At 70.3% G+C, this 16,083-nt stretch carries 19 protein-coding genes, 1 other RNA gene and 1 riboswitch; of the genes, 9 read left to right on the top strand and 11 right to left on the bottom strand.

Translation table 11 applies throughout. The features are described 5' to 3' along the window. Positions 1-73: 73 nt before the first annotated feature. The 4 genes from C5F75_RS05610 to C5F75_RS05600 all read right to left on the bottom strand — a co-directional run bounded on the left by C5F75_RS05610 (position 74) and on the right by C5F75_RS05600 (position 3,167). Positions 74-733 carry a ParA family protein gene (locus C5F75_RS05610; protein ID WP_060311906.1) on the bottom strand — a complete coding sequence of 220 codons (660 nt, stop codon included), beginning with the start codon at positions 731-733 and terminating at the stop codon, positions 74-76. A gap of 148 nt (positions 734-881) precedes the next feature. Next, on the bottom strand, positions 882-1,295 hold the full coding sequence (locus C5F75_RS05605; protein WP_104011958.1) for a DoxX family protein: 414 nt from the start codon (positions 1,293-1,295) through the stop codon (positions 882-884). Between the two features lie 149 nt (positions 1,296-1,444). Further along, positions 1,445-1,582, bottom strand: coding sequence for a hypothetical protein (locus C5F75_RS36680; RefSeq protein WP_180278209.1), 138 nt, complete (start codon positions 1,580-1,582; stop codon positions 1,445-1,447). A gap of 82 nt (positions 1,583-1,664) precedes the next feature. Continuing rightward, positions 1,665-3,167 carry a cobyric acid synthase gene (locus tag C5F75_RS05600; protein ID WP_060010234.1) on the bottom strand — a complete coding sequence of 501 codons (1,503 nt, stop codon included), beginning with the start codon at positions 3,165-3,167 and terminating at the stop codon, positions 1,665-1,667. Between the two features lie 75 nt (positions 3,168-3,242). Here C5F75_RS05600 and cobU point away from each other — a divergent pair, with 75 nt between their 5' ends. The 4 genes from cobU to C5F75_RS05580 are packed head-to-tail and all read left to right on the top strand — an operon-like array spanning position 3,243 to position 6,697. Continuing rightward, entirely contained in the window at positions 3,243-3,797 is a 555-nt protein-coding gene (gene cobU / locus C5F75_RS05595; RefSeq protein ID WP_059576711.1) for a bifunctional adenosylcobinamide kinase/adenosylcobinamide-phosphate guanylyltransferase, read from the top strand. Continuing rightward, positions 3,791-4,735 (top strand): adenosylcobinamide-phosphate synthase CbiB, encoded by a 945-nt coding sequence (gene cbiB, locus C5F75_RS05590; RefSeq protein ID WP_059576714.1) that lies wholly within the window; start codon positions 3,791-3,793, stop codon positions 4,733-4,735. The genes cobU and cbiB overlap by 7 nt, the downstream gene beginning before the upstream one ends. Continuing rightward, on the top strand, positions 4,728-5,747 hold the full coding sequence (gene cobD / locus C5F75_RS05585) for a threonine-phosphate decarboxylase CobD (protein WP_059576717.1): 1,020 nt from the start codon (positions 4,728-4,730) through the stop codon (positions 5,745-5,747). The genes cbiB and cobD overlap by 8 nt, the downstream gene beginning before the upstream one ends. Further along, entirely contained in the window at positions 5,744-6,697 is a 954-nt protein-coding gene (locus tag C5F75_RS05580) for a cobalamin-binding protein (protein WP_059898230.1), read from the top strand. The genes cobD and C5F75_RS05580 overlap by 4 nt, the downstream gene beginning before the upstream one ends. Positions 6,698-6,789: 92 nt before the next feature. Here the strand turns inward: C5F75_RS05580 and cobC are convergent, their stop codons facing one another. The 5 genes from cobC to C5F75_RS05555 all read right to left on the bottom strand — a co-directional run bounded on the left by cobC (position 6,790) and on the right by C5F75_RS05555 (position 11,169). After that, positions 6,790-7,374 carry an alpha-ribazole phosphatase gene (gene cobC, locus C5F75_RS05575; RefSeq protein ID WP_104011957.1) on the bottom strand — a complete coding sequence of 195 codons (585 nt, stop codon included), beginning with the start codon at positions 7,372-7,374 and terminating at the stop codon, positions 6,790-6,792. Continuing rightward, positions 7,359-8,111, bottom strand: coding sequence for an adenosylcobinamide-GDP ribazoletransferase (locus C5F75_RS05570; protein WP_104011991.1), 753 nt, complete (start codon positions 8,109-8,111; stop codon positions 7,359-7,361). Before C5F75_RS05570 ends, cobC begins: the two co-directional genes overlap by 16 nt. Before the next feature lie 13 nt (positions 8,112-8,124). Further along, entirely contained in the window at positions 8,125-9,180 is a 1,056-nt protein-coding gene (gene cobT, locus C5F75_RS05565) for a nicotinate-nucleotide--dimethylbenzimidazole phosphoribosyltransferase (RefSeq protein WP_104011990.1), read from the bottom strand. A 61-nt stretch (positions 9,181-9,241) separates the two neighbouring features. Beyond that, a complete protein-coding gene (locus C5F75_RS05560; protein ID WP_104011956.1) occupies positions 9,242-10,057 on the bottom strand; it encodes an ABC transporter ATP-binding protein in 816 nt (271 codons plus the stop codon). Then, a complete protein-coding gene (locus tag C5F75_RS05555) occupies positions 10,054-11,169 on the bottom strand; it encodes a FecCD family ABC transporter permease (RefSeq protein WP_059646292.1) in 1,116 nt (371 codons plus the stop codon). The genes C5F75_RS05560 and C5F75_RS05555 overlap by 4 nt, the downstream gene beginning before the upstream one ends. Before the next feature lie 42 nt (positions 11,170-11,211). After that, a riboswitch (cobalamin riboswitch) is annotated at positions 11,212-11,458 on the bottom strand. Positions 11,459-11,612: 154 nt separating this feature from the next. Between C5F75_RS05555 and C5F75_RS05550 the strand changes: the two genes are divergently transcribed. The 5 genes from C5F75_RS05550 to C5F75_RS05530 all read left to right on the top strand — a co-directional run bounded on the left by C5F75_RS05550 (position 11,613) and on the right by C5F75_RS05530 (position 14,028). Continuing rightward, a complete protein-coding gene (locus C5F75_RS05550; RefSeq protein WP_006478092.1) occupies positions 11,613-11,963 on the top strand; it encodes an ATPase in 351 nt (116 codons plus the stop codon). Then, positions 11,960-12,274: a cell division protein ZapA gene (locus tag C5F75_RS05545; protein WP_011352906.1), complete on the top strand. Its 315-nt coding sequence runs from the start codon at positions 11,960-11,962 to the stop codon at positions 12,272-12,274. The genes C5F75_RS05550 and C5F75_RS05545 overlap by 4 nt, the downstream gene beginning before the upstream one ends. Before the next feature lie 81 nt (positions 12,275-12,355). Beyond that, positions 12,356-12,537, top strand: a non-coding RNA gene (ssrS, locus tag C5F75_RS05540) — 6S RNA. A gap of 108 nt (positions 12,538-12,645) precedes the next feature. After that, entirely contained in the window at positions 12,646-13,107 is a 462-nt protein-coding gene (locus C5F75_RS05535) for an EVE domain-containing protein (protein WP_104011955.1), read from the top strand. A 180-nt stretch (positions 13,108-13,287) separates the two neighbouring features. Further along, positions 13,288-14,028 carry an SIMPL domain-containing protein gene (locus tag C5F75_RS05530; RefSeq protein WP_059576741.1) on the top strand — a complete coding sequence of 247 codons (741 nt, stop codon included), beginning with the start codon at positions 13,288-13,290 and terminating at the stop codon, positions 14,026-14,028. A gap of 121 nt (positions 14,029-14,149) precedes the next feature. On the opposite strand, the gene lgt is transcribed toward C5F75_RS05530, so the two are convergent. Then, positions 14,150-15,046 (bottom strand): prolipoprotein diacylglyceryl transferase, encoded by an 897-nt coding sequence (lgt, locus tag C5F75_RS05525; RefSeq protein ID WP_059576743.1) that lies wholly within the window; start codon positions 15,044-15,046, stop codon positions 14,150-14,152. 89 nt (positions 15,047-15,135) lie between these two features. Then, positions 15,136-16,050, bottom strand: coding sequence for a LysR substrate-binding domain-containing protein (locus C5F75_RS05520; RefSeq protein WP_059646287.1), 915 nt, complete (start codon positions 16,048-16,050; stop codon positions 15,136-15,138). Positions 16,051-16,083: the final 33 nt, after the last annotated feature.

The following is a 16,083-nucleotide window of genomic DNA, read 5'->3' as shown; positions in this document are numbered from 1 at the left end:
GGCCGGATACCGTACGCCACGGGATCCGGCCCTTTCTCATTGGGTGTCGCGCCGGCCGGGACGGCCCGGGCGCTCAGGAAGCCTTCACGGCCTTCTCGGCCTTCGGCGCGCGGCGCTCGGCCCATTCGACGATCGGCCGCCACTGCTCGAGATCCTTCTCGACGCGACTTTTCGCGACGTCCCACAGCGTCAGGCCGTGCGCGGCGATCTGCACGTAGTTCTGCGTGTCGCGCACGTAGCCGAGCACCGGCAGGCCGAGCCCTTCGACGAACCGGTGCAACTGGTCGGACGAACGCGTGCGCGCATCGACCCGCATCCCGACGATTCCGACCTCGACGCTGCCCTTGCGCACGGCCTTCTCGCCGGCGAGGCGCTCCAGAAACTGCTGCGTCGCGAGAATATCGAACATCGACGGCTGCAGCGGCACGATCACCTTGTCGGCCAGTTGCAGCGCGACGTTGAGCCGCGTGCCGTGCAGGCCGGCCGGCGTGTCGATCACCGCGTATTCGAGCCCGCGCGGCGGCTTCGACGGCGCGTCCGGATCGAGTTCCCACGCCTCGATCGCCGGCAAGCCGGCCGGCCGCAGGTCGAGCCACGCATGCGCGGACTGCTGCCGGTCCAGGTCGGCCAGCGCGACCCATGCGCCTTGCGCCGCGAAATAGCCGGCTAGATTGGTGGACAGCGTGCTCTTGCCCACGCCGCCCTTCGGATTCGCCACCACGATGACCGTCATGAATTCCCCCGAAAAAGCCGCGCGGCGCCGGCCGCATGGCAGGCGCCGCTCGATTGCGGATACAGGGAGCGATGATATCGGCAAACGGGGGGTCACCGGAACCGGTGGCGAGGAACCACGCCCCCCCTTTCGTCCGCTTTCCTTCACGTCACGCGCGCTGGAGGGCTGTGTCCCGCGCGCCGATCGCGAACGCGCCGCCGCCCAGCAGCGCCTGCACGGCCAGCGTGACGGCCCAGAACGCCGGATATTCCCAGCCGCCGTGCGGCGACGCGAAGCTCCAGCCGTTCGGCAGGTGCGCGGCCACCGCGCCGAGCATGAACGGCAGCAGCACCAGCGCGGCGACGCGCACGCGGAACCCCGCGAGCAGCGCCAGGCCGCCCGCCAGTTCGACGAACGTGGTCAAGTACGCGAGCCAGCCCGGCAGGCCGATCGACGCAAAGAACTGCGCGGTGCCGGGCAGCGTGAAGACGAACACCTTCTGCGCGACGTGCGCGAGGTACAGCACGCCGAGGGCGACGCGCAACAGCGTCGCGGCGAAGTCGTTCAGGCGGTTGGGGTTCATGACGGAGTCCTTCGGGAGTGGATGGGAATGGATCGCACTCTATTCGAATCGATTCGACCGATAAACACGCCAACCGGCTTAAATTGATTCTCCTTTGGAACGAATTGACGCAAAAAAAAGGGCATGACCGATCATGCCCTGCGTCCCGCTCAGTAACCGCTCTTGCCTGGCGTGGCATCGCCGCCGGACTGGCCACCGCCCGGCGCATACGAATCGCACGCATGCGCCGCCGACGACACGCCCAGCAGCGCCGCAAGCAGTACGCTCCACCACCATCGAGCCCTCATCGTCACCCTCCTTCGGGCGGACCTCCGCCCTCCTTCGTTGTACGCGATGGCGCGGAAAAAGCGAGGGCGGACCGGCGCGGACTCAACGAAACTCGGCGTACAGCGCGTCGAGATCGAGGTGCTCGGCGAACGTGTCGGCCAGCCGCTCGAGCGACGCCTCGCGCAGCGCCGGGTAATCGATGCGGGCCGCGCCGTCGAGCCCCGCCCATGCGAGCAGCGCCGCGCAGGCGTCGGGCGCGTCGAACAACCCGTGCACGTATGTCGCGAGGATCTGGCCGTCGGCCGACATCGCGCCGTCGGGACGCGTGCCCTCCGCCGGGACATCGGCGGCCAGCGTCAGCGCGGGCGTCGCGAGCGCCGGCCCGCGCGTGTCGCCCATGTGGATCTCGTAGCCGTGCACGGCCGCCGCGCCCGGCAGCGCGAGGTGCCCCGTCACGTTCTTCAGCGTCTTGTCGGGTTGCAGCGTCGTGTCGAAATCGATCAGCCCGAGCCCCGGCACGCTGCCGGGCGCGCCTTCGAGGCCGAGCGGATCGTCGAGCGTGCGGCCGAGCATCTGCATGCCGCCGCAGATGCCGATCACCTTGCCGCCGTAGCGCAGATGGCGCCGGATCAGCGCGTCCCAGCCCGCGTCGCGCAGCCACGCGAGATCGCGCTGCACGCTCTTCGAACCGGGCAGGATCAGCAGGTCGGCGTCGGGCACGGGGCCGCTCTTCCAGTACGTGAATTCGACCTGCGGATGCGCGCGCAGCGGATCGAAGTCGGTGTGGTTGCTGATGCGCGGCAGCGCGGGCACCACGACGCGCAACACGCCGGCTTCGCCGCGTGCGGCGGCGCTGCGCGCTTGCCCGGGCAGCATGTCCTCCGCGTCGAGCAGCAGCCCGTGCAGGTATGGCAGCACGCCGAACACCGGCTTGCCCGTGCGCGCACGCAGCCAGTCGAGCCCCGGTTCGAGCAGCTTGAGGTCGCCGCGGAAGCGATTGATCACGAAGCCGCGCACGCGCGCGCGCTCGCTGTCGGACAGGCAGGCGAGCGTGCCGACCAGATGCGCGAACACGCCGCCGCGATCGATGTCGGCGACGAGCACGACCGGGCAGTCGACGCGCTCGGCAAAACCCATGTTCGCGATGTCGCCGTCGCGCAGGTTGATCTCGGCCGGACTGCCCGCGCCTTCGACGATCACCGTGTCGTAACCGGCACGCAGGCGGGCATACGACTCGAGTACCGCATCGAACGCGACCGGCTTGTAGTCGTGATACGCCCGCGCGTCGAGGTTCATGCGCGCCTTGCCGTGAATGATCACCTGCGCGCCGCGGTCGCTCGTCGGCTTCAGCAGCACCGGATTGAAATCCGTATGCGGCGCGACGCCGGCGGCCAGCGCCTGCAGCGCCTGCGCGCGGCCGATCTCGCCGCCGTCGACCGTCACCGCGCTGTTGAGCGCCATGTTCTGCGGCTTGAACGGCGCCACGCGCGCGCCGCCGCGGCGCGCGAGGCGACACAGGCCCGCGACGAGCGTGCTCTTGCCCGCGTCGGATGTCGTGCCCTGGATCATCAGCGTGCCGCGCGGCCGCGGCTCGGGTGCATTCATCGTGTAAAAGGTCGTCGCGAAGCAAAGGCCGCATTATCGCCCGCGGCGGGTCGCCCGCGCCGTTACAATCACGCGATGATTCCGCACGACCTCACCTTCGTCCTCGGCGGCGCGCGCTCGGGCAAGAGCGCGCATGCCGAGCGGCTCGCCGCCGCCAGCGGCCGCCCCGTCACCTACATCGCAACCGCGACCGCCGCCGATGCGGAGTTCGAACAGCGCATCGCGCATCACCGCGCGCGCCGGCCCGCCGAATGGGGGTTCGCCGACGCGCCCGTCGATCTCGCGGGCACGCTCGCGCGGCTCGACGATCCGCACGCCTGCCTGCTCGTCGACTGCCTGACGCTGTGGCTCACGAACCTGCTGTGCCCCGCCGACGGCGAACCGCTCGACGATGCGCAGTACGCGGCGCAGGTCGAGCGGCTCGAACGCGCGTTGCGCGGCGCGCGCGCGAAGGTGATCGTCGTCAGCAACGAGATCGGGCTCGGCGTCGTGCCGCTCGGCTCCGTCACGCGCCGCTACGTCGACGAGCTCGGCCGCCTGAACCAGCGCGTGGCGACGCTCGCGACGCGCGTCACGCTGCTGGTTGCCGGGCTGCCGCTCGACCTCAAGGCGGGCGCCCCGTCATGCTGATGCTGTCGCTGCCCGTCGTCGCGATGCTCGCGGTCGCGGCCGCGCTCGTCGACCGCGCGATCGGCGAGCCGGCCGGCTGGCATCCGCTTGTCGCGTTCGGCCGCTTCGCCGCGCGCATCGAAGCCGCGCTGAACACGGGGCGGCGCGGCCGCGTGGTCGGCGTCGCCGCGTGGCTCGCGGCGGTCGTGCCGCCGGTGGCCGTCGCGGCATGGCTCGTCGCCGTGCTGCCGTGGCCGTTCGCGGCTGCGCTGCACGTCGCGCTGCTGTGGTTCGCGCTCGGCGCGAAGAGCCTCGCCGACCACGTCGCGCCGATCGCCGCCGCGCTGCTGCGGCGCGACCTCGACGCGGCGCGCACGCTGACCGCGCGCATCGTGTCGCGCGACACGAGCAACGCTGACGAAGGGGCGCTGTCGCGCGCGGCCGTCGAATCGGCGCTCGAGAACGGCAACGACGCGATCTTCGGCGCGCTCCTCTGGTTCGTCGTCGCGGGCGGCCCCGGCGCGTTGCTGTTCCGGCTCGCGAACACGCTCGACGCAATGTGGGGCTACCGCACGCCGCGCTTCCTGACCTTCGGCTGGGCCGCCGCACGCATCGACGACGCGTTGAACTGGATTCCCGCGCGCCTCACCGCCGCGAGCTATGCGCTCCTCGGCGACACGGCCGCCGCGTGGCGCTGCTGGCGCACGCAGGCGCGCCACTGGGACAGCCCGAACGCGGGCCCCGTGATGGCCGCGGGCGCCGGCAGCCTGAACGTGCAGCTCGGCGGGCCGGCCGTCTATCACGGCGAGATCGAGGACCGCCCGGCGCTCGGCACCGGCGCCACGGCAACCGCCCTTCACATCGTCGCCGCGCTGTCGCTCGTCACGCGCACGCTCGCCCTGTGGCTCGCGCTGCTGGTCGCGAGCGGCGCAATCGTCATGGCCACCCATCATGTCTGATTCATCCATCGCGCACGGCGGCAACCTGCACGAGGCCGCCCGCCGCCACGGCATTCCGTACGACGCTTGGCTCGACCTGTCGACCGGCATCAATCCGGTCGGCTATCCCGTGCCGCCCGTGCCGGCCGACGCCTGGCGCCGGCTGCCCGACGACGGCGACGGCCTCGCGGCCTGCGCCGCGCAGTACTACCACGCACCCGATGCCGCGCACGTGCTGCCGGTCGCCGGCAGCCAAGCCGCGATCCGCGCGTTGCCCGCGCTGCTGCCGGCCGGCGAGGCCGGCGTCGCGGCGCTCGCGTATGGCGAATACGCGCCCGCGTTCGCGCGCCACGGCCATCGCGTCGTCACGCTCGACATCCGCGCGGATACACTGCCCGCGACGCTGCGCCACGTCATCGTCGGGAACCCGAACAATCCGACCGCCGAATGCGTGCCGACCGGGCGCCTGCTCGGCTGGCATGCGCAACTGGCCGCGCGCGGCGGCACGCTGATCGTCGACGAAGCGTTCGCCGATACGGGCGCGACGCCGTCGCTGGCGCCGCACGTCGATCGTCCTGGGCTCGTCGTGCTGCGCTCGGTCGGCAAGTTCTTCGGGCTCGCCGGGATCCGCGCGGGCTTCGTGCTCGCGTGCCCCGATCAAATCGTCGCATTGCGCGACAGGCTCGGTGCGTGGACGGTCGGCGGCCCCGCGCGCCACGCGGTCGCCGCGGCGTTCGCCGACCGCGCGTGGCAAGCTGCCGCCCGCGAGCGGCTTGCGGCCGACGGCGAACGACTGGCCGCGTTGCTGCGCGCGCACGGCTTCACGGTTCGCGCGACGCCGCTCTTCAGCTGGACCGACGACCCGCGCGCCGCGGCGCTGCATGCGGCGCTCGCGGCGCGCGGGATCTGGACGCGGCACTTCCCGACCCCGTCGAGCGTGCGCGTCGGCCTGCCGGGCAGCGAAGCCGAATGGCAGCGCCTCGGCGACGCGCTCGCGCATTGCGTGCCGCTGCTGCAGCGGGGCCCGGCATGAGTCCGCGCCGGTTCCGCCGGTTCCGCCGGTTCCGCCGGTTCCGCCGGTTCCGCCGGCTTGCGCCGGCCGCGCTGCTGGCCGCGCTCGCCCACGCGCCGCTCGTCCACGCCGACGTCACGGCCCGCGACGACGCCGGCAATACGGTCACGCTGCCCGCGCCCGCGCAGCGCGTGATCAGCCTCGCGCCGCACGCGACGGAACTCGTCTACGCGGCCGGCGGCGGCGCGAAGCTCGTCGGCACCGTCACGTACAGCGACTATCCGCCCGCCGCGCAAGCGGTGCCGCGCGTCGGCGACAACAAGGCGCTCGACCTAGAACGCATCGCCGCGCTGAAGCCCGACCTGATCGTCGTCTGGCGGCACGGCAACGCGCAGCAGCAGACCGACGCACTGCGCGCACTGCACATCCCGCTGTTCTTCAGCGAACCGAAACATCTCGACGACGTGTCGTCGTCGTTGCGCCGGCTCGGCACGCTGCTCGGCACGCAATCGACCGCCGATGCCGCCGCGAGCGCCTTGACGCGGGACATCGCCACCCTGCGCGCACGCTACGCGGCACGCGCGCCCGTCACGATGTTCTTCCAGGTGTGGGATCGCCCGCTGACGACGCTCAACGGCACGCACCTGATCAACGAAGTGTTCGAACTCTGCGGCGGCCGCAACGTGTTTGCGTCGCTCAAGCCGCTGGCGCCCGCCGTGACCGACGAGGCCGTGCTCGCCGCGAATCCGGAAGCGATCGTTACGACGAGCGCCGGCGCGACCCGTTCGAACGAACCGCTGCCGAGCCTCGCGCGCTGGCGCGCGTGGCCCGCGCTGACGGCCGTGGCGCGCAACAACCTATTCGCGATCGACGGCGATCTGCTGACGCGGCCGTCGCCGCGGATCGCGCAAGGCGCGGCCGCGCTGTGCGAGGATCTGGATGCCGCGCGTGCGCGGCGGCCGGCGCGCTGATTTCCGGCGGGCTGCGGATGCATCGCGCACCGATGCCCGGATGTGTACGGTGTGCGAGACAGAGCGTCGTTCACATGCAGACGCAAGCGTGCCTATGCGTCCCAGTGCACGACTTCCCACGTTCGCGCGGCATCCTCCATGCGCAGCCACACAACTCCGCCCGTCGGCACCGGCCGCGAGAGCAACGTATCGAGCGGCACGCGCAGCACATGCGACGCGAATGCGCGGATCACGCCCGCGTGCGTGACGATCCATTGCGGCCCGTCGAACGCCGCAAGCGCGTCCGCCTGCCGTGCAACCCGCGCGGTGAATCGCGCGACGCTTTCCCCGCCGTGCGCGCAGGCATGCATCAGGTCGGCCGCCCACGCATCGAGCGCCGCACGGTCGATATCGTCCCAGCGCCGCATTTCCCACGCGCCGAAATCCATTTCCTGCCAATCGCCATCGCGCCGCAGCGGCGCGTCGAACACCCGCGCGAGCCGTTCGGCCACCGATGCGCAGCGCGTCAGCGGGCTCGTCCACACCTGTTCCGGCGACGGCACCCCCAGTTCCGCCAGATGCGCGCGCACGGCCCGTGCGCCGTCATCAGCCGGTTCGGCGAGCGGCACGTCGCTGCGCCCGTAGCAAACGCCGGGCTCGATGCCGACGGCCGGATGACGAATCAGGACGACATCCATCCGAGCACCACGAGATAGATCGCCAGTTCGCCCAGTTGCTGCGCGAAGCCGAGACAGTCGCCCGTATAGCCGCCGATCCGCTTCACGAAATAGCGGGCCAGCCACGCGCGCATCAGCACGAGCGCCACGCATGCGGCAACGCCCATGCGCCAGTCCGGCCAGAACAGCCACGGCAATCCGAACACCGCCGCGATGCACGCGGCACGTGCACCCATCCGTTGCGCGACCGGCTTCGCCTTGCCTTCTGGCCGCACGTAGTCGAGCGTCGTCAGCAGGCTCACGGCCATCGCGCGGCTCGCCGCATGCGCGGCGATCATCGTCCATGCGGCGCGCAGCGGCAGCATCGACGCGAGCGCCTGCCATTTCAGCCCGAGCGCGATCACGAGCGCGACCGCGCCGAACGTGCCGATCCGCGAATCGTGCATGATGCGCAGCACGTCGTCGCGCGTGTAGCCGCCGCCGAACGCATCGCAACTGTCGGCGAGGCCGTCTTCGTGGAATGCGCCGGTCGCGAACAGCGTCGCGGCCATCGACAGCCCGACCGCGATCGATGCCGGCAGCGCCCGCAGTGCAACGAGATAGACGAGCGCGCCCCATGCGCCGACGCAGGCGCCGACGAGCGGGAAATAACGCGCGGCCTGGTCGAGATCGCCGGCCGCGTAGCCGATCGAGCGCGGCACGGGCACGCGCGTGAAATAGCCGAGCGCGACGAAGAAGTAGCGCAGTTCGGCCCGCATGCCGCGCGCGCGCTCAGGCGTCACGATCGTCGACGCCGGCCGATTCGAAGCTCGCCATCTCGGCGAGGAACGCGGCCGCCGCGCGCACCAGCGGCAGCGCGAGCGCGGCGCCCGTGCCTTCGCCGAGCCGCAGGTCGAGCGCGAGCAGCGGCTTCGCGCCGAAATGTTCGAGCATGCGCCGGTGGCCGGCCTCGTGCGACGTATGCGAGAACACGCAGTAGTCGCGCACGCCGGGCGCGATGCGCTCGGCGACGAGCAGCGCGGCGGTCGCGATGAAGCCGTCGACGAGGATCGTCATCCGCTCGCTCGCGGCCGCGAGGTACGCGCCCGTCATCATCGCGATCTCGAAGCCGCCGAACGTCGCGAGCACGTCGAGCGGCGCGATCGCATGCGAGTGCTTGACGAGCGCGCGGCCGAGCACCGCGCGCTTGTGCGCGAGGCCCTGGTCGTCGAGGCCCGTGCCGCGGCCGACGCATGCGTCGATCGGTACGTCGAGCAGGCGGCTCATCAGGCACGCGGCCGACGACGTGTTCGCGATCCCCATCTCGCCGAAACCGATCACGTTCGTGCCGAGCGATGCGTGCACGCGCACACGCGCCGCGCCGGCTGCCAGCGCCGTCATCGCTTCTTCACGCGTCATCGCCGGCTCCGCCGCGAAGTTGCGCGTGCCGCGCGCGACCGGCAGCGACACCAGCCGGTCCGACAGCGGCAGCGGCGACGCGACGCCCGCATCGACGATCTCGAGCGTGCTCTGCGCGACGCCCGAGAATGCATTGATCGCCGCGCCGCCGGCCAGGAAGTTCGCGACCATCTGCGCGGTCACCGCCTGCGGGTAAGGACTAACGCCTTCGGCCGCGATCCCGTGGTCGCCCGCGAACACGATCGTCACGGGACGCTGCACGACCGGCCGCTCGGAGCGCTGGATCAGGCCGATCTGCAGCGCGAGCGCCTCGAGCTGGCCGAGGCTGCCGGGCGGCTTGGTCTTGTGGTCGATCACATGCTGCAGGCGCTGGCGCAATGCGTCGTCGAGCGGCGCGATCGCGGGCGGGAATTGGGTCGGAGTCGTCATCGAGGAGCCGTGTCGTGCGCGCGGCATGCGCCGCGCATCGGAAAAGTCGGAACAGGAAAGGTCATGGTCGCGCAGGCCACGCCGGCAGCAGCGCATCGCGGCCGTTCTCGCGGATCAGCACGAGCGGATAGCCGAACGCGTCGCTCGCGCGCTCGGGCGTCAGCACGTCGTGCACGAGGCCGGCCCACGCATGGCCGCGGCCGTCGAGCAACAGCGCATGCGTCGCGAAACGCCGCGCGAGATTCAGGTCGTGACACGAAAACATCACCGTGCGCGAGCCGGCCGCGAGCCACGCAGCCAGCGCGGTCAGGCAGTCGATCTGGTGATGCAGGTCGAGATGCGCGAGCGGTTCGTCGAGCAGCATCAGCGGCGCATCCTGGCACAGCGTCGCGGCCAGCGCGACCCGCTGCCGCTCGCCGCCCGACAGCGACATCACGTCGCGCGACGCGAGCGCGGCGAGGTCGAACGTCGCGAGCGCAGCGCGCGCGGCCGCGCGGTCGCCGTCGCGCTCCCAGCCCCAGCCGCCGAGATACGGAAAGCGGTTGAGCAGCACCGTGTCGAACACGGTCGCGCTGAACGCATCGTGTAATTGCTGCGGCATCAGCGCGCGGCGCTGCGCGAGTCGTTCGGGGCGCCACGCGGCAAGCGGCCGGCCGTCGATCTCGACGTGTCCTGCGGCGGGCGGCCACAATCCCGCGAGCGTGGCGAGCAGCGTCGTCTTGCCGGCGCCGTTCGGCCCGGCGACGCACCAGATCTCGCCGGGGCGGAACGCCTGCGTGAAGCCGTCGAGCAGCGTGCGCGCGCCGGCCTTCAGCGTCAGGTCGACGGCCGTGTAGCGCATGTCGCCGGCAGCGGCGTTCAGTGCGGCACCCGTCATCGCATCGGTCTCCTCAACAACATCCACAGGAACACCGGCACGCCGATCAACGCGGTCATCACGCCGACCGGCAATTGCGCGGGCGCGATCGCGGTGCGCGCGAGCAGGTCGGCCGCCATCACGCCGCCGCCGCCCGCGAGCATCGCGGCCGGCAGCAGCATCCGCTGGTCGTTGCCGAACGCGAGCCGCAACGCATGCGGCACGACGAGGCCGACGAAGCCGATCGTGCCGGCCGTCGTCACCGCGGCCGCGGCGGCCAGCGACGCGACGAGATAGATCCGCACGCGCAGGCGCGCGACCGGCACGCCGAGCGCTTGCGCGGTGGCGTCGCCGCGCAGCAGCACGTTCAGTTGCGGCGCGGCCGGCAGCGCGACGCCTGCGCACAGCAGCAGCGCGCCCCACGCGAACCACGGCGCCGTCGCGCCGTTCAGGTCGCCCGTCAGCCAGAAGATGATGCCGCGCAGCCGCGCGTCGGGCGCGAGCGACAGCAACAGCGTGACGAGCGCGCCCCACCCCGCCGCGATCACGACGCCCGTGAGCAGCAGCCGCGGCGATGCATCGCGCGATTCGCCGCGCCACACCTCGCGCCTCGCGAGACCGAGCACGAGCGCGACCGAGACGAGCGAACCCGCGAACGCCGATGCGTCGACGAGCCACCACGCGCCGCCCGCGATCATCGCGACGAGCGCGAAGCCGGCCGCGCCGCCGGACACGCCCAGCACGTACGGCTCGGCGAGCGGATTGCGCAGCAGCACCTGCAACAACGCGCCGGCCAGCGCGAGCAGCGCGCCGCACGCGAAACCCGCGAGCGCGCGCGGCAGGCGCAGCGTCGTCACGATATCGGCAACGAGGGTATCGCCGCCATGCGGCACGAGCGACGCGAGCGCCTGCCACGGCGACATCGGCACGCTGCCGATCGACAGCGACGCGACGAACAGCAGCGCGACCGTGGCGGCCAGCGCGGCCCAGATGGCGGCGGCGCGCGCGGCGTTCATGCCGCGCACGGCCGCACGCACGACGCGCGGCGCATCCGCTTGCGGGAGTCGGCCGGGCGCGACGTGGGCGCGTGGCGGACGATTGGGGTCGGCATCGAAGAACGTTCCGTGAAGCATTGCGCGCCCTGCTTCCCCGCAGGCCGCGCGTCATGGAGCCCGTGCGGGCTCCCCGTCTCGGCCGGTATCCGGGCTGGCGGCGGTCCGGCTCGCCTTCCCGCGCGACGACGCGCAGTGGCCCGCGCCCGCGTGCGACCTGCACGCGAAACGCGCCCGAGCCGGCCTGCGTCACGCGACGCGGCCGCTTACCGTTGCGGGGGCAGCGCAGGTTGGCGCGCGTGGAGCCCGCACCCTGCTTCCCGTTTAACCGCGCATCCTGCGCGCGAGCACCGAGGCGGCGCCAGTTTAGGAGCCGGTCGTGCAAGCGTCAAGGAAGCGTCCGGACCCGCGCGAGACGCACCCATTCGCGGCAAGAAGCAGGGGTGTTACGACTGGAAACGTTACAGATGTCAGATTGCGCGGTATTCCGCGCTAAAATGCTGGGTCTTTAGAGGACGCAGCAAATGCTCAACGAACTCGAAACCCTGTCTCAAAATATTGGCCGTCTGATTTCGCTGAACAAGCGCTATCACTCGGAACGGCTCGCGCTCGAGGAGCAGGTCGCGCAATTGCGCGCGGAAGCGGACACGGTCCGCGCGGAGCTCGCGCAGCTGCGCGACGAACGCAATGCGCTCGCGGCCGAGCGCGACACGTTGTCGGCGAAGATCGACGACGCCCAGGTGAAACTGAACGCGATTCTCGAAAAGCTGCCGCGCTCGAAGAGCGCGGAGCAAGCCGACAACCAGCTCGACCTGCTCGATGCGCAGGCGCGCACGGATGGCGATGACGCGGCCAGCCACGGAGAACATGCATGAGCACCAAGCAGATCGAAGTCTCGATTCTCGGTCAGGCCTATCGGCTCGCCTGTTCGGCCGAGACCGAAGCGGCGCTGCTCGAAGCGGTCGCGCGCGTCGACGCCGAAATGTCGAAAATCCGCTCGAACAGCTCGGTGCGCGGCACCGATCGCATCGCGGTGATGGCGGCGCTGTCGCTTGCATCGGAATTGCTGCGGCTGCAAACGAGCGTGCGGCACGGTGAAGCATTTCCGGCCGAGGAAATCCGTCGTACAATGCACCAGATGAACGAACAGCTCGGCGCGGTGCTCGCACAGCACGAGACGCAGTAACGTTTCAAACGATGTGTCGATTCCCCTTGATCTCGGCGGTCAACGGTGGTCAAATTGGCGCATCGAATCACAGTTCAGTCAGCTTCCCTGCCTGGTTCGCCAAGGTCATATATTCCTTGAACCAATGCCATGTGCACGGTTGCGGAAATTTGTAGCACGGGCGCGCGCGTCACTCTGTCTGATGTACCCGAAGTGCTGCTAACTGCGACCAATTCTGAACCTCAGGTTCAGGATGCCGGCCTAGCGGCCAAGGTGGGGGCCTATCCAACGGCATCGGGAGTTCCCGATGCCGTTTCCTTTTTGAGGGCCTGCTTGCATGCGGCGCGCGCATGCAAGCAGGCCCTCATGCCCCTTCTGCGCCGATCACGACCATGCAATACTGGCTGATGAAGTCCGAACCGGGCGAAGCAAGCATCGACGATCTCGCCAACGCACCGCAGCGCTCGCTGCCGTGGACCGGCGTGCGCAACTATCAGGCGCGCAATTTCATGCGCGACACGATGAAGATCGGCGATGGCGTGCTGTTCTATCACTCGAGCTGCCCCGAGCCAGGCATCGCCGGCCTCGCCGAAGTATCGTCGACGCCCTACCCCGATCCCACGCAGTTCGATCCGAAAAGCCCCTACTACGACCCGAAATCGACGCGGGAAGCGCCACGCTGGCTGCTCGTCGACGTGCGCTTCGTGAAGAAATCGCCGCTCGTGCCGCTCGCCGCGCTGCGCGAGCACGACGAGCTCGCCGACATGCGCGTGCTCGCGCGTGGCAACCGGCTGTCGATCACGCCCGTCACGCGCGCCGAATGGCGGTTCATCACCGAAAAGTTGATGAAGTAGGCACGCGCCAAAGGTCAAATCTGGTCAGTACACCCTGCCGTCACGGAACTCGCGGCACGTTCGCGCGGCCTAAGCAACCGCTGTCGGCCGATCGGGCCGGCTGTCGTTTTTTCGTCGCGCGGCACGCCCGCGTCGCGCACGCGTGATCCGCGTGCGCGCCCTCGCACAAGGAGTCCAACAATGACCAAGAAATCCGCACTCGCGCTGTCGCTCGCCCTCGCCGCCGCCGTCCCCGTCGCGCTGACGCTCGCGTCGCCCGCCGCACACGCCCAGACGGCGAACCCGCACTTTCCGGAGCCGGCGGGTGTGTTGTCGCTCTCGTCGCAGGCGAGCGCCGACGTACCACAGGACATCATCCACATCACGCTGTTCTACGAGCAGCAGGCCAAGGACCCGGGCAGCCTCACCGCGCAGTTGAACCAGCGTGCGGACGCGGCCCTGTCGCAGGCCAAGGGCGTATCGGGCGTCACCGCGCACACGGGCGCGTTCTCCGTGTATCCGAGCACCGATCGCGACGGCAAGATCTCCGCATGGCGCGGCCGCACCGAGGTTGCGCTCGAATCGCGCGATTTCGCCGCGGCGTCGAAGCTGGCAGGCCAGTTGTCGAACCTGATGCAGGTCGCGAACGTCGAGTTCTCGCTGTCGCCGGAAGCGCAGCGCGCGGCCGAGCAGAAGCTCACGACCGAGGCGATCAAGTCGTTCCGCGCCCGCGCGGACGAAGCCGCGAAGGCGTTCGGCTACAGCAGCTACACGATCCGCGACGTGAACGTCGGCAGCGGCCGCAACGTGCAGCCGTACCCGCGCATGATGGCGATGGCCGCGGCGCCGATGGACAGCGCGAAGATGAGCGCGCCGATCGCGGTCGAAGGCGGCAAGGCCACCGTGTCGGTCACCGTCAACGGCTCCGTGCAGATGAAGTAACGCGCATCGCGCAGTCGCCGAAACGCAAAACGCCGGCCCGAGGGCCGGCGTTTTTCATGCGCATCCGGTATCGATGCTCGCGCCGATCGCGCGTGCATCGATACCGCGTCATGCAGCCGCCTCATGCGGCCGCATTCGCGTTCGCCGCGCGGCGGCGATACGCCCAGACCATCATCGCGATACCCGCGACGATCATCGGCAACGACAGCCACTGCCCCATCGACAGGCCGAGCGCCAGCAGACCGAGGAAGTCGTCGGGCTCGCGCGCGAACTCGACCGTGAAACGCGCGAGGCCGTAACCGATCAGGAACAGCGCCGATATGGCGCCCATCGGCCGCGGCTTGCGCGCGAACAGGAACAGCACGAAGAACAGCGCGATACCTTCGAGCGCGATTTCATAGAGCTGCGAAGGATGGCGCGGCAGCATCTGGTATTGCATGAACACGTCGGCGAGATGCCACTTCTCGACGAGTTCCGGATGTTTCGGCAGCCATGCCGCATCGTCGCGCATCGCGCCCGGGAACAACATCGCCCACGGCGCCGTCGGATCGGTCACGCGGCCCCACAGTTCGCCGTTGATGAAATTGCCGAGCCGCCCGGCCGCGAGCCCCGTCGGCACCATCGGCGCGACGAAATCGGTGACCTGCAGCCAGTGCCGCTTGCGCTGCCACGCGAACAGCGCCATCGCGAGCGTCACGCCGAGGAAGCCACCGTGAAACGACATGCCGCCTTCCCACACCTTGAACACGTCGAGCGGATGCGAGAAGTAGAAATCGGCCTTGTAGAACAGCACATAGCCGAGCCGGCCGCCGAGCACGGTACCGAGCACGCCGTAGAACATCATGTCGTCGATGTCCTTCGCGGTCCAGCCCTGCGCCGCGACGTGCGGCAGCTTCAGGCGGATCCGGCCGACGACGATCGCCGCGATGAAGGCGACGAGATACATGAGGCCGTACCAGCGCACGGCCAGCGGCCCGAGATGGATCGCTACGGGGTCGAAATTCGGGTGAATGATCATGGGTTAGCGAAGAAGTTTTCGAATACGGTGCGGCCGTCGCACACATGCAGGACCGCGCATTGGACGGCGATCGCGCGCCGTCGTTCACGTCACGTGGCGAGGCCCTGCGCGCGCACGACGTCGATGAAGCCGGCGAGCACGGGGCTCACGTCGCCGGTGCGCCACACGAGGCCCGTCTCGACGACCGGCGCCACGCCGGCGAGCGGCCGGTAGACCACGCCGGTGCGCCGCAGGTTACGCAGCGATTGCGGCACCAGTGCGACGCCCATGCCGGCCGACACGAGGCTGACGATCGTCTGCATCTGGATTGCCTCCTGGCCGATGCGCGGGGTTTCCCCCGCCGCGCCGTAGCAGCCCGTAATGATGTCATAAAAGCCGGGCGCCAAACGACGCGGAAAGATCACGAGCGGCAACGCGGCGACCTCGGCGAGCTGCACGGGCGCGTCCTCGGGCGCGTCGGACGCCCCGGCCGGCATCGCGACCACCAGCGGCTCGCGCACGACGGGCAAGTACGACAGCCCGGCCGCGTGACGCGGCGGCACGGGCGGAATCACGAGCCCGGCGTCGATGCGCCCGGCGACGAGTTCGTCGATCTGCACGTCACTCGTCGCTTCCGCGAGCTGCAGCCGCACCTGCGGATAGCGCGCGCCGAATGCTCGAAGCAACGACGGCAACAGCCCGTAATCGGCGGTCGACACGAACGCGAGCGACAGCGAGCCGGCCTCGCCGCGCGCGAGCCGCCGCGCGAGCGGCGGCAGCGCATCGGCCGACGCGAGCAGCCGGCGCACGTCGGGCAACAGCGCCGCGCCGACCGCCGTCAGCGCCACCGAGCGCTTGGTGCGCACGAACAGCGCGACGCCGAGCGCATCCTCGAGCGCGCGGATCGCCTGCGACAGCGGCGGCTGCGTCATCGACAGGCGCTCGGCCGCGCGGCCGAAATGGCGCTCGTCGGCGACGGTCGCGAAATAGCGCCACTGGCGCAGGTCGGGCGTGGGTTCGGCCATGTTCAACTCATTCGCAAAACGACTTAATAGGCT

This window comes from Burkholderia anthinoferrum, from assembly GCF_002925705.1.
Classification (GTDB): domain Bacteria; phylum Pseudomonadota; class Gammaproteobacteria; order Burkholderiales; family Burkholderiaceae; genus Burkholderia; species Burkholderia semiarida.
This window is presented reverse-complemented; position numbering and strand designations above follow the sequence as displayed.